The sequence below is a fragment of the Wolbachia endosymbiont of Atemnus politus genome (assembly GCF_013309895.1).
Genome location: NZ_JAAXCS010000029.1, coordinates 1 through 13,399 on the forward strand (window position 1 = coordinate 1; position 13,399 = coordinate 13,399).

10 protein-coding genes are annotated in these 13,399 nt (G+C 34.7%); 8 read left to right on the plus strand and 2 right to left on the minus strand.

The genetic code is table 11. The annotated features are described in order from the left end of the window. Positions 1-243: 243 nt before the first annotated feature. The 5 genes from HET73_RS02960 to ubiA all read left to right on the plus strand — a co-directional run bounded on the left by HET73_RS02960 (position 244) and on the right by ubiA (position 8,483). The gene (locus HET73_RS02960; RefSeq protein ID WP_174132876.1) at positions 244-3,318 is read left to right on the plus strand and encodes an efflux RND transporter permease subunit; all 3,075 of its coding nucleotides are present in this window, start codon (positions 244-246) and stop codon (positions 3,316-3,318) included. 87 nt (positions 3,319-3,405) lie between these two features. Continuing rightward, a complete protein-coding gene (nusA, locus tag HET73_RS02965) occupies positions 3,406-4,959 on the plus strand; it encodes a transcription termination factor NusA (protein WP_174132877.1) in 1,554 nt (517 codons plus the stop codon). Position 4,960: 1 nt separating this feature from the next. Next, positions 4,961-7,273, plus strand: a complete 2,313-nt coding sequence (infB, locus tag HET73_RS02970) for a translation initiation factor IF-2 (protein ID WP_174133999.1) — start codon at positions 4,961-4,963, stop codon at positions 7,271-7,273. A gap of 1 nt (position 7,274) precedes the next feature. Continuing rightward, complete coding sequence (locus HET73_RS02975) at positions 7,275-7,619, plus strand: ribosome-binding factor A (RefSeq protein WP_174133041.1); 345 nt, start codon at positions 7,275-7,277, stop codon at positions 7,617-7,619. A 3-nt stretch (positions 7,620-7,622) separates the two neighbouring features. Next, positions 7,623-8,483: a 4-hydroxybenzoate octaprenyltransferase gene (gene ubiA, locus HET73_RS02980; RefSeq protein WP_174134000.1), complete on the plus strand. Its 861-nt coding sequence runs from the start codon at positions 7,623-7,625 to the stop codon at positions 8,481-8,483. A 30-nt stretch (positions 8,484-8,513) separates the two neighbouring features. Here ubiA and HET73_RS02985 read toward each other — a convergent pair whose 3' ends face one another. Further along, complete coding sequence (locus HET73_RS02985; RefSeq protein ID WP_246209886.1) at positions 8,514-8,921, minus strand: GNAT family N-acetyltransferase; 408 nt, start codon at positions 8,919-8,921, stop codon at positions 8,514-8,516. Between the two features lie 201 nt (positions 8,922-9,122). Then, on the minus strand, positions 9,123-10,103 hold the full coding sequence (gene fabD / locus HET73_RS02990) for an ACP S-malonyltransferase (RefSeq protein ID WP_174133044.1): 981 nt from the start codon (positions 10,101-10,103) through the stop codon (positions 9,123-9,125). Between the two features lie 124 nt (positions 10,104-10,227). Between fabD and rpmE the strand changes: the two genes are divergently transcribed. The 3 genes from rpmE to HET73_RS07915 all read left to right on the plus strand — a co-directional run bounded on the left by rpmE (position 10,228) and on the right by HET73_RS07915 (position 13,199). Further along, a complete protein-coding gene (gene rpmE / locus HET73_RS02995; RefSeq protein WP_174133045.1) occupies positions 10,228-10,440 on the plus strand; it encodes a 50S ribosomal protein L31 in 213 nt (70 codons plus the stop codon). Positions 10,441-10,477: 37 nt separating this feature from the next. Then, a complete protein-coding gene (locus tag HET73_RS03000; protein ID WP_174133046.1) occupies positions 10,478-11,272 on the plus strand; it encodes an NAD kinase in 795 nt (264 codons plus the stop codon). A gap of 85 nt (positions 11,273-11,357) precedes the next feature. Next, positions 11,358-13,199 (plus strand): hypothetical protein, encoded by a 1,842-nt coding sequence (locus HET73_RS07915; RefSeq protein ID WP_246209887.1) that lies wholly within the window; start codon positions 11,358-11,360, stop codon positions 13,197-13,199. Positions 13,200-13,399 lie beyond the last annotated feature (200 nt).

Below are 13,399 nucleotides of genomic sequence, written 5' to 3' on the forward strand. Positions count from 1 at the left end.
GAGGTTAAGAATATATATTTTACGAAGTCACTAGAGTTATTTTAATTTGCTGTGGCTTCACAAACAAAAAATTGTTGCAACAAGTGATGCAGATAAAAAATATGAGAAAGAAGTAAGAAGGTCTCCTACTTTATGATAATTTTAATACAAATATTCTAAAAATTATATAAGAAATTAATTAATATATAACGTATCTCAGATATAATGTTGTACAAAAGTATGCATATTCAATAAAATATTAACATGAAAAGCTTGCTTGTAGAGAGGAACAGGACAGTAATATTGTTACTTATAGTGATTTTTATTTTTGGTTCATACGCCTATATAAAAATGCCAAGGGAAAGCAACCCAGATATACAAATTCCTATAATAAGTGTGTTTATTGGACTTCCTGGAATTTCCGTTGAAGATAGCGAGAAGTTATTAGTTATTCCAATAGAAAACGAACTAAGGTCCATAGAAGGAGTTAAGGAACTGCAGGCTCTGGCAATTAATGATGGTGCCCATATAATACTTAAATTTGGCACAGAATACAGCAACAAGGAAGTGCTCGATAACGTTCGTTCAAAGCTTTTAAATATAAAATCAAAATTACCTGTTGAAGCAGAATCTCCGGTAATCAGTGAAATAAACCTAAGCTTATTTCCTATATTAAATGTTGGATTGATTGGTAATCTACCAGAAAGAGCTTTAACTGAGATAGCGCATAGATTGAAAAAGGAAATAGAATCTCTGCCAAATGTTCTCAAAGTTGCAGTAGCAGGTATGCGTAAGGAGACAGCAGAAGTAATAATTGAACCTACAGTCCTAACAAAATATAACATTCAATCGAATGAAATATTCTATGCTATATCAAATAATAATAGACTAGTTGAAGCTGGGTCACTTGATAACGACACAGGCAAATACTCAATTAAAGTGTCAGGATTATTAAAAGATGTAGAAGATGTTATGAATATTCCTATTAGGTCTCAAGGTGACGCAGTCTTGAGGATAAAGGATGTGGCAAAAGTTTACCCTAGATTTGAAGATTATAAAGAATTTGCTCGCGTTAATGGCCTGCCTAGTATCGTGTTAGAAATTTCAAAACGTAATGGAAAGAACATAATAGATACAGTAAATCAAGTAAAATACTTAATGGATAAGGCAAAAGATCAACTACCTGAAAATCTGAAAGTGGTGTACTTAAACGACCAATCAAAAGATGTCCGTAATGTGCTCGATGACTTGCAAAATGGCATAATATTTGCTGTGTTGCTGATATTAATCATAATAATACTCTCCATGGGAATGAGAATAGCTATTCTTGTGGCACTTTCAATACCTGGTTCCTTTCTTATGGGGATAATAGCTCTTTACTTCATGGGCATAACTTTAAATATTGTTGTACTCTTCAGTTTAATTATGGCGGTCGGTATGCTGGTTGATGACGCAATTGTAATCAGCGAATATGCTGATAGAAAGATGATCTGTGGAATGGATAAAGCAGAGGCCTTTCACACTTCAGTTCGTGATATGTTCTATCCAGTTCTATCGTCAACGTTGACTAAATTGGCAGTATTTTTCCCTCTGTTATTCTGGCCTGATACGGTCGGTAAATTCATGCAGTATATACCAATTACAATGATTCTGACTTTGACTGGTTCGCTTATTATGGCTTTAGTCTTTATACCGACACTTGGTGCAATATTTGGTGAGCCCTCGGTAACTTCGAAAGAGGAAATTGAAAAAATGAATGCAATAGAAAGTGGTGAGATAAAGAGCACTGGACCTATGGTAAGAGCTTACGTGCGTATATTGGAGAAAGTTTTAGACCACCCTAAAAAATTTGTATGCGCTGTTGTATTCGTGTTATTTTCATTTAGTGTATTGTACTTTGCTTTTGGTCCTGGAGTAAAGTTTTTCCCGAAGGTGGATTCAGATAATATTTTAATTAGTGTTAAAGCAAAAGGAAATTTATCAGCTAAAGAACGAGATCTAATACTTAAAGAAGTAGAGAATCGTATTTTGAATATGGAGAAAGAAGTTAAGATTTTCTACGCTAAGTCAGGATTGTTTGGTGATGATGTCATCGCTAGAATCCAACTGGAGCTTGTGGATTGGCACTTTAGGCGCAAAGCTAGGGACATATTGAATGATATAAGAGCCTGTGTGCAGGATATGAAAGGAGTAGTAATTGATATTCAAGAAGAAAATCCAGGCCCGTCAGCTGATAAGCCAATACAGATTAACCTCAGCGGGAGCGCACTTAACTTAGATTTAGCAGTAGAAAAGATCCTAAAAATTATGAACCAACCTTCGTCAGGGTTTATAAATATTCAAGATAGCAGGTTCACACCTGAAATAGAGTGGAACATGAGTGTCGACAAGAATAAGGCAGCAAGTTCTGGAGTAAATGTTGCAACCATTGGCGATTTTATAAAAATGGTTACAAGTGGAGTATTAGTTGGAAAATATAGATCAAATAACCTTAATGAAGAAATTGATATTATACTCCGTTTTCCTGAGAAGGACCGCAACATGAAGACTATAGAGAATCTTTTTATTAATACAACTAACGGTCCATGTCCTATGAGCAACATAGTAAAATACGCTCCTGAAAAAAAGATAAACAAACTAAATAGAATTAATGGGTCACTCACAATGACAATCTCTGCTGATGTTGATCCTAGCTATCTTGTTGATGAAAGAGTTAAGTTCATTCAAGATTCGATTGCTAAAAATTGGGACAAGGGAGTAAAAATTGATTTTAAAGGTGATAAAGAAGATCAAAAAAAGTCAGAAGCTTTTCTATTAAAAGCTTTTCTATTGGCAATTACATTAATGATATTGGTATTAGTGACACAATTTAATAGTGTGTACCACACATTTATTGTAATGACGGCAGTGTTTCTATCCACTACATGTGTGTTTTTTGTTTTTTTCCTTATCAATAAAGTTTTTGTAATTGTTATGTGCGGGGTAGGAGTAATTGCTTTAGCTGGAATTATAGTGAACAATAATATACTATTACTTGATGCTTTTCATCACCAAGTTAAGATATATAAAAATAATATCAAGCGGTGTGTGATAAATGCTTCAATTTCTCGCATTAGGCCAATATTGCTTACCGTTGCAACTACAGTTCTTGGCCTGATACCAATGATTACCAAGCTAAACATTGATTTTTTTTCGTTACAAATCACATATGACGCACCATCAAGCCAGTGGTGGGTTGATATTTCAACAACTGTAGCATGTGGAATATTAGCTGCAACGGTTCTAACCTTGTTTTTTACTCCTGCGTTGCTTGTGATGCAAAAGCATGAAAAAACTTGACTTGAATTAGTAATTATTTAATATTGAGAATAGTGTTCTTTGTCCGTTGAAGCTATAATTATAACTGATTGTATAGGATTTATTTGTATGATTGCTAGTCGAAAAAGCAGTGTTAAACAGAAAAGTGGCAAAAATAACTTGGTTGGAAGCATTGATATAATAAAAACAGCAGGAGAGCTTTCATTTCAAAAAGGTCTAGATTTTGAAGTGATAATGAAGGCATTGGAAAGTGCCATAGAAGCAGTGGCTCATCAAAAATATGGTAGTAAAAGTAAGATTGTAGTTAATATAGATAGGAACACAGGGAAAGTTATTTCACACAGAGAATTAAAGGTCATTGATGATGAATCAAATGGGGAAAAGAATGCCACAATTACGCTTACTCAAGCTAAGTTAATAAAAGAAGATGCAAAAGTTGGAGATACTGTTAAGGAATTGCTTTCTCTTAACACTGATCTTGCTTCAGCAAGAATTGCCCAGCAAAAGATCGCTCAAGTAATTAAGTATGAAGAATCAAAAAAGCAATATGAGGAATTTAAGGATAAAGTAGGAGAAATAAGATATGGTATTGTAAAGCAATTGGAATATTCAGATCTGATTATAGATATAAATGGTGCTAGGGCATACCTCCCATTACGAAATTTAATCGGTAGTGAATCGTTTCGCGAAGGTGATAAGATTAAAGCTTATATACAAGCTGTTAAGCGTTCTGATGATGGACGTCAAATTATTCTTTCTAGGGTCCATGAAGGCTTTTTGGAAGCGTTATTAAATCAAGAAGTACCAGAAATTGCTGATGGGTTGGTAGTAATTAAAAGTATAGCTAGAGATGCTGGTTCAAGGTCTAAAGTTGCTGTTTTCTCTCCTGATAAAAACATCGACCCAGTAGGTGCTTGTGTTGGAGTTAAGGGGGAGAGGATAAAAACCATCATACATGAGTTAAATGGAGAAAAAATTGATGTTATACATTACTTCTCAGACCTGGGCCAGTTTGTTATTAAAGCAATTACTCCTGCAGAAGTGTCGAAAGTTATTATTGATGAAAATGAAAATTGCTTAGAATTAATAGTTGCTGAAGATCAATTGAGTTTAGCTATAGGAAAAAAAGGTCAAAATGTAAGATTAGCCTCAGAGCTTGTTGGATGGAAGATTGAGATACTGAGCACTCAGCAGGAATCAGAAAGGCGAAGTAGAGAACTTAGTCAATGTTCAGCTTTGTTTGCTGAAGCTCTAAATTTAGAGGAGATTATGGGTCAGCTATTAGTCACAGAGGGTTTTTCAAGCGTAGAAGATATATCCAATGCTTCAGTTAAAGAGCTTGCTTCAATAGAAGGCTTTAACGAGGATATTGCAAGTGAATTGCATAGCAGGGCAAATAAGTATCTGAAAGCAGAAGATGATAAAAAAATAGAAGAGTTGAGAAATTTAGGTATGGAAGATGATGTAATCAATCTACCTTTATCAATAGATGATAAAATTGCTCTCAGTAAAAATGGTATTAAAACTTTAGAGGATATAGCAGATTTGTCGAGTTATGAATTTTGTAGTATACTTTCTGCTTCAGCAAGTGATAAAGAAAATTTAAAAGACACAGTAGACTCAATAATCATGGAAGCGCGTAAGAAGCTTGGTGTAATATAATATGAATAATGAAGATATCAGTAGTAAAAAATTGACACTCCAAGGCTTTAGTAGGCTTAAATTAGGTCTTGATTTGGGCTCTTCAGCAAGTGCAGGGGCCACAATAATAAAAAAAAGAAGGAAAAAAACTCATGAGCCAGAAGAACAGTATGAGAGTAAATTAGGTTCTTTAACGGAAAAGGAACAAATTTTTCGGATTAATGCTGTACAGAATGCCGCTTTGCTAAAAGAAAAAAATCTAAAAGAAGAAAAAGAAGTAGTAGCAAAAGAAGATAACGATGAAAAGGTTAATAATGAGGATGGTATTGCGGATGCTTTATTAAAAGAAACTAAAGAAGAAGTCTTAGATAGTGTTAACTTAGTTAAGCTAATAGAAGATGGAATTGATGATGAAAATGTTAATAAAAAGCCTTCAAAGGCTAACAAAGATATCTATTCTAAGCACTCCAAGCTGATAATTGCGCAGTCGATAGATGACAAGGTTGAACAAACTTCTGTGTTCAGGCAAAGGTTTGGTATAAGAAATAAAAAATCAAAGTTCACTAAAGGTAAAAACATATCAAGAGAAGTCATTGTACCAGACGAGATCACAATCAAAGAGTTATCTATTCGTATGGCAGAAGACAGTAAGATTGTGCTAAAAATGCTAAAAGAGGAAGCTGGAGAGAGTTACGGAGTGGATGATTTGGTAGACCCGGATATAGCATGTGAAATAGTGGAAAAATTCAATCATATGGTCAGACGAGTGAGCGATGCTAATAAGGAAAAAGATTTGTTTTTCATAGAAAATAGAGATAGCTTGCCTAAAAAACCTAAGCCACCAGTCGTTACTTTTATGGGACATGTTGATCATGGTAAAACTTCGTTGCTCGATGCGTTTCGTGAATCTAATGTTGCAGAAAGAGAATCAGGTGGGATAACTCAACATATAGGTGCTTATCAGATAATTACAAAAGATAAGCAGAAAATTACTTTCATTGATACACCGGGACATGAAGCGTTCACTGCAATGCGTGCATGTGGTGCCAACATTACTAATATAGTTGTAATAGTAGTTGCAGCTGATGATGGGGTGATGAAACAAACAATTGAAGCCATAAATCATGCAAAAGCGGCGAATGTTTCTATTATAGTTGCTATTAACAAAATCGATAAGTCGCAATCTGGTGATGTAGAAAGGATAGTTAGTAGTTTACCTCAATATGATCTCATTCCTGAAGAACTTGGTGGTGATGTTATGATTGTGCCAGTATCAGCAAAAAAGAAAATCAACTTAGACAAACTAGAAGAGGCGATTTTATTAATTGCTGAGTTAATGAAGCTTGAGGCAATAGAGGATTGTCGGGCACTTGGGTGGGTGATAGAATCTAAAATAGATAAAGCCAAGGGAATATCAGCCACATTAATAGTTGAAGAAGGAACGCTAAAGGTTGGTGATATGTTGGTGGTAGGTATAACATGTGGTAAAGTACGCAGTATGGTTAATCACCTTGGTCAAAGAGAAAAGATGGCTCTGCCTTCCACTCCGATTGAAATCACTGGTCTAAACGGTGTGCCAAATGCTGGAGATAAATTTGTTGTTGTAAATTCTGAAAAGCAGGCCCGTGAAATTATTGAATACAGGTTAGAGCTGATCAAGAAAAAGGAAGAAAATTCAACTAGTAGTAATTTAGACATATTTAGTTGTGACGATAGCGGAACAGAAGAGTTGTCTGTAGTTTTAAAGTGCGATGTAACTGGTTCTATTGAAGCAATATCAAATTCAATTGATAAACTCGGTAAAGATCAAGTAAAGTTAAATATCCTACACAAAGCAGTAGGAGGAATAACAGATTCAGATGTACTGCTTGCAGAAGCGTCGAATGCAATAATTTTAGCGTTTAATGTCAAAGTGGATTCAAAAACAAGGGATTTGGCAAAACAAAAAGGTGTAGAAATACACACTTATAACATAATATATGAGCTCATTGATGACATGAAAATGTACTTAACTAAAATGTTAAAGCCTGTAACACGAGAGGTACGTATAGGCTCTGCATCTGTGAGGCAGATATTTAATACATCTAAAACTGGTAATATTATTGGATGTTATGTAAGTGATGGAGTCGTAAAGAAAGATTCTTTGATTAAGGTAATGCGCGACAGTAAATTAATATATGAAGGAAAGTTGAAAGCTTTGCGTAGATTTAAAGATGATGTTAAGGAAGTAGGTACAAATTTTGAATGTGGGATGTCTCTAGATAGTAGTGTCGATGTTAAAGTTGGAGATATTCTTGAAGTTTATCAATTAGTACAAGAAGAAAGGGTATTGTAGTATGAAAAAAGAAATCAGAAGCCTAAAAATAGCATCTGTACTACATAGAGCAATAACCAGAGTCTTAATGGAGGGTAAGATACTCAATAAAAATGTAGTGGTATCTGAAGTAAAATTAAGTAAAGACTTGAAAAAAGCAGACGTACATGTAGTGCTATCTTCATTAAGTGAAAAAGATTGTGATATTAATACTATTATTGATGAAATCAACCAATCTGCATGGTTAATACGCAAATCCATATTATGTTATGTTGATTTGCGATTTGTACCCAAATTAGTTTTCAAAACTGATTTAGCATTCGATAATTTTGTTAATGTAAGCAAAATATTAAGTAATCAAACTTAATCAATGCATTTTAATCGTTACTTTTCATTGATGAGGTTGCACAGTTTAACAGGTCTGTGGCTTATGTTATTCCCTAGTTTAAGTGGTATCATCCTAGCCTCGACTTCTCTATCGTGGCAGACTTTTTTTTTCTTTATTTTGTTTACTATAGGTGCACTTTTAATGAGGCCTGCAGGTTGCATAATCAATGATATTTTCGATAGAGAAATAGATGCGCATGTTGAACGAACAAAGTATAGACCGCTTGCAAGCGGTACACTAAACGTAAAGCAGGCTTTGATTTTACTTTCTCTGTTACTGTTTATTGCACTGGTAATCCTACTACTCACCAATAAAACTACGCTTATACTTGGGATAATCTCGATGTGTATGATAATTATTTATCCTTTATTAAAACGTTATGTTTGGTGGCCACAGTTGTTTTTAGGATTTACTTTTAATATGGGATCGCTCATGGGCTGGGCGGCAGTGAAGAACCAGGTCAGTATAGAGCCTATACTCTTTTATACAGGATGCATCTTTTGGACGCTAAGTTACGACACCATATACGCTCATCAAGATAAAAGGGATGATGAAAAACTCGGAATGAAATCAACTGCATTACATTTTGGTGATGCAACAAAATGTTGGCTGAAAAGGTTTTACTTAATGTCTCTTATGATGTGGTTATATGCTGGTATCTTATCATCATTAAATAATATTTTTTATATCGCTCTACTTGCTGTAGGATTCATGTTTCACCGCCAATATAAAAACCTCAACCCTGACGATTCTAGTCAATGCATGTCCATGTTTAAAAATAATTCCTATGTAGGACTACTGCTTTTTTTCGGCATTCTTTTAGACAGGGTTGTAAACTGCTAACAAAGGGATTGGGGTACTACAACGCTTTCTTCAAAATATACATGTTGCTCCACCAACATACCCTGGGCGTACAAGATCACACTCATACCCAAGTTTTTCATAGAATGCTCTTGCTCTCTGAAAATTCATGGTTGCAACAGTTGCTATTTTACAGTGCATTTCCCGACCATAATCATGAACTTTTTCCATTAACTGCTTTCCCATACCTTTTTTCCTATGGTCGTGACGCACCCAAAGCAGATCAGTGTAAATTGAACCATAGATAATAAAACCACTACAGCCTGCAACAATTTGTCTAGCATCATCGTAAATAAAAAAAGCAAATGGATTACATGTACCTTTGTCAGCGGTTTCTTCATTGATCTTTTTGGACAGGAATTCAATATCTCTATTGTTTGGGGACGTAGTATGCTCGATTTTCATCTTTAACTCCTCCATTGAAAACACTCAAATTGACCAAACGTATGAAACCCCAAGCGCTCATAGATTCGATACCCTGAATTACTTGACGCAGAAAGAGTTGCAGCAATTATCAATATTACCTCATAGCTATTCTATTTTTAGATCATTTTGTCTACTCTATTTTGCCACTCTGCTAAACAGATACCATTGATTTCTTGCTCTGTCACTCCATAACATTTAACTTAAACTAACTTCTAAATTTTCTGCTGTTAATACCAATGATTCATTAAGAAAGTTGTCAATATCATCAATGCTATCTATATTTTTTGTTCTGATGGATTGATCAATTCTTTTAACTAAATTAGATAAAACTTTATTGGGTCCAATTTCAACGAATTTGTTAGTGCCACGGCTTGACGTATATAAAACCATTTCTCTCCATCTCACTCTGCTTACGACTTGTTTAGCAAGTAAAGCTTTTATAATTTTGGGATTACTCTCCTCTTTGGCTGTAACATTTGATACAAAGGGGATTGAAGGCTGAGTTATTTTGACGTTCTCCAAAAATTCCAAAAGTTTTTCATCAGCAGGTTTCATAAGAGATGAATGAAAAGGCCCACTAACTTGTAGTTTAATTAGTTTTCTCACACTTGAGTTTTTGAACAAATCAGGTAACATTTCAAGAGCTTCTACAGTACCACTCACCACTACCTGTCTGCCGCCATTATCATTCGCAATTTCACAAATTCTGTCAATTTGAGCCGATTTCAATGTATCTTCTACTTCACTTATTTCTGCACCAAGCAATGCTACCATTCCACCTTTACATCGCAGAGAAGCTTCGTGCATTGCTTCGCTGCGAACTTTCAGCAGCTTGATTGCAGACTCAAGAGTCAGTGCCCCTGCAGCATATAGCGCTGTATACTCGCCAACTGAATGCCCACAAATATATTTAACATTGTAATCAGAGAAAAGAGGCCTGCCAAGCATATGCTCCATAACACGTAGCGTTGCAATTGATACTGCCATTATAGCTGGCTGAGCATTTTCTGTGACAGTTAATTCTTCAATAGGGCCGTTAAAAATTAAAGTAGATAATTTTCTATTCAGTATATTATCTACTTCATTAAATACCTGTCTTGCAACAGAGAACTCACTATATAAGCTCTTTCCCATTCCTACAAATTGAGAGCCCTGACCAGGGAAAGCAAAAATCATAATAATTGTTATTTATTTCTCATCAAGTATACCACTTTGTTTATTTTTTGTCAATATTTTATAATAATAATTGACTTAGTGGATCGAATTCACTAGAATATTAACTAAAAGTTTGTAGGCAACAATGGCAGAAATTGATTATCATAAAGTTATTATAGTTATGACGGACGGTCAAGAATTTGAAACTCGTTCCACTTATGGAAAGGAAGGCGACAGGATAAAACTTGATAGAGATCCTCTAACTCACCCTGCATGGACTGGAAGTTTGACAAGCGGATCGGCAAGCAAAACTAGCAAGATAGCTAAGTTTAACGATAAATATGGAAATATTTTCTAGTTTTCTTCCTCTTGAGTCTTAGAGAATTTACTGGAGCATGCATAAATACAAAAATATAGCCCATGTTGCTTCTGAATCACAAAAATCACAGGAGGTATCTAGGCTATTGCAGAAGCTTAATTTTACCAATATCACGGAAGAAAATAAATCCGAAATTGATCTACTTATAGTCGTTGGCGGTGATGGCTTTATGCTACGCACCCTGCATAATTACGTCATAGGGAATAAAAACATACATGTGTATGGAGTAAATACTGGCAATGTTGGATTTTTGATGAATAAGTGCTTTAGTCGCAGCGAAGATCTAATTGACAACATAGAATACGCAATCCCAACTCAGCTAACTTTACTAAAAATGGAAGCTACAGATATAGGCGGCAAGAAATACCATTACATAGCAGTAAATGAGGTATATGTTTTTAGAAGAGCGAATCAAATAGTAGAAATGAATGTTACTATTAACGATAAGCTAAAAATAGAAAAATTTAGAGGGGATGGAGTAATATTATCCACCCCAACAGGTAGCACTGCATATAACTTCTCTGCCGGTGGGCCAATTTTACCACTCAATTCAAACTTACTTGCACTGACCTCTATCAATAGCTATTACCCAAGGCATTGGAACGGAGCGTTAATCTCAAGTGATACAATAGTGCAAATTGATATTAACGACGTGGAAAATCGCCCGGCACTTGTAGTGTCAGATTACAAGGAGTTTCACCACATATCACAGATAACAATGCAGAAAGACCATGAAAACACAATTACTCTGCTTTTTGACAAAGATTATTCACTTGATGAAAGAATCTTTGACAGGCAATTTTTATACTAATATTTATTCTTAAATTAGTATTTACTGCATCTTAATAACTATAGTGTAATTAACACAGGATTAGTAATTAATTTCGGAGAGTAGTATGCCAGAAGGATCAACAACGCCTATACCAACATCTAGAACAATTGTTCCAGGAGAGAACAATAAACAAGGGAATGTAGCAATGGTGTTAGGTACTGTAATAGACAAAAGATTTCAAGAGAAAAAGAATGGTTCTATATTAATATTTGATTTTGATCAAACAATTGTCAAGAACCCCATGTGCAATCTCTTTGCATCCAAAACTTATAATGATTATGGTTCTGGCCAAAACAATGCAGTAACTAGAGAAAAAATAGAAGAATTGTTACAAAATTCAGGAATCAAAAATAAAGAAAAGCTAAGATCTGTATTACAATCTGCACTTTCAAGCGGAACAGAAGTTGCTATTGTATCACCTGCACATCCCAAATCAGTAGAATATATAGTGAAAAATCATTTAGGTTTAACAGAAGAGCAGGCACAAAGTATCAAAGTATTTGAAGGAGCAACTAAGTGTCAAACCCCACGAATTGAAGATCCAGCAACAGCTGAAAAAATGATTAAGCCTCAAGATCCACAAATCGGAAAACATCTATGTGTTTTATATCTTTTAAAAGCACATAAAAAAGACAAAGGTATGTTACCGCAGAAAGTAATGTTAGTTGATGGTAATATGCGGAACACTAATCCTGTTGATGACTTTCGTGGAAACATAGAGAAATTATTAGAAAAAGATAAAGACATGAAGGATATCTTAAAAAATATAGATTCAGAAATAGCGGAAGTTTGTATCAGTGAAGAGGAATTAAAAACTATCACATTTAAGGGGATTAATATATCTAGTGAGCCGACAACAGAAACAGACAGAGCAGCAGATGATGGTTATTTAGACGAAGTAGAAAAATGGATTGAAGAACCTATACAGAATCTTCAAGATATTAAGAATGAATCGGGTTTAGAAACGCCTTTAACTCCTCCTCCATCGTATACGAGCGAAGATGGCTCTGAAAAGTCTTTTCTCTCAGATGGCAAAAAAACAAACAGACTCCTGCCAAGAGTAAAATACGCTATGCAGCAGAAGGGCTTTATAATTTCTAGTACAAGTGCTATCATATTGCTTACATCCGCAGCTTTAGTATATTTACAAGATAAAGCAAAGTTTATCGCGTTTTTTACGAATAGCCCCAAATATGTTACCATATCGGTTATTGCATTAGCTGTGTTACTTACAATTAGTCCAATATTTTGTGCAATAAAACAATTTAGAAACACTGAGGAATATCAAACTCAAGGAAAAGATGCAGATGAAATTTTAGATAAAGTGTTGGAGCAGCAGCCAAAGGACAAAGTAATAAAATCTGTAAGATTGGAATATAGCAATGGCACTCACTCAAATTTTGCACTCAATGCTTGGGAATCTAAAAACGACTTTATTAACATTGATGAGAAAGTAATTAGCAGAACTAATAAAGTAACATCAGTTATCAACAATAGGCTACTATTTACTGCATTATTAACAGGTGTAGTTGCTGCAAATATAGCGTTTCCTTTAGGGCTACTTGCAATAGATGGTATTAGTGGTGTACAGAAATTTTACCGGAATCCTTTGGCTAATAACATAGGATTATCTCTACTTATAGGCTCAGGTGTACTTGCATTATTAGTAGTATGTCTTGGTGTACATTATTATAGAAAAACAAATTGCACTAACCTTATATATTCCCAAGAAAAGATTGACACTGAAAATGTTAATGAAAAATTCATCAGGGAAATAAAACACGAAAGAACAAATGTTCTTGAAGAAAATCACAGTAAAGACGCTAAACGCAGCAGCTTAACACTTGAGCAAGTTGTGGTTCAATCTCACAATTATCCAGATGTTGTTTACGGTATTGGTGGATAACTCCTACGCAATAGACTTCTTGTATAACTTAAATTAAAAGCAGCTGTAGTATTTGTATTTTTTCAGTGTTTTCTTATTCCAAACGCCGGCTGCTTTTTTGCAACTAACTCTTAGCTAGAAATATTTAAGAAATTTACCAAGTCGAAAAAAAGGCAAATAAATCCCCGTGATGCGAGTTTTGACCCTATAATACTGTAACT

Excerpts from the sequence above, each read along its gene's own strand:
- HET73_RS02960 (WP_174132876.1), top strand. The coding sequence starts at position 244 with ATGAAAAGCTTGCTTGTAGAGAGGAACAGGACAGTAATATTGTTACTT.
- nusA (WP_174132877.1), top strand. The coding sequence starts at position 3,406 with ATGATTGCTAGTCGAAAAAGCAGTGTTAAACAGAAAAGTGGCAAAAAT.
- infB (WP_174133999.1), top strand. The coding sequence starts at position 4,961 with ATGAATAATGAAGATATCAGTAGTAAAAAATTGACACTCCAAGGCTTT.
- HET73_RS02975 (WP_174133041.1), top strand. The coding sequence starts at position 7,275 with ATGAAAAAAGAAATCAGAAGCCTAAAAATAGCATCTGTACTACATAGA.
- ubiA (WP_174134000.1), top strand. The coding sequence starts at position 7,623 with ATGCATTTTAATCGTTACTTTTCATTGATGAGGTTGCACAGTTTAACA.
- HET73_RS02985 (WP_246209886.1), bottom strand. The coding sequence starts at position 8,921 with ATGGAGGAGTTAAAGATGAAAATCGAGCATACTACGTCCCCAAACAAT.
- fabD (WP_174133044.1), bottom strand. The coding sequence starts at position 10,103 with ATGATTTTTGCTTTCCCTGGTCAGGGCTCTCAATTTGTAGGAATGGGA.
- rpmE (WP_174133045.1), top strand. The coding sequence starts at position 10,228 with ATGGCAGAAATTGATTATCATAAAGTTATTATAGTTATGACGGACGGT.
- HET73_RS03000 (WP_174133046.1), top strand. The coding sequence starts at position 10,478 with ATGCATAAATACAAAAATATAGCCCATGTTGCTTCTGAATCACAAAAA.
- HET73_RS07915 (WP_246209887.1), top strand. The coding sequence starts at position 11,358 with ATGCCAGAAGGATCAACAACGCCTATACCAACATCTAGAACAATTGTT.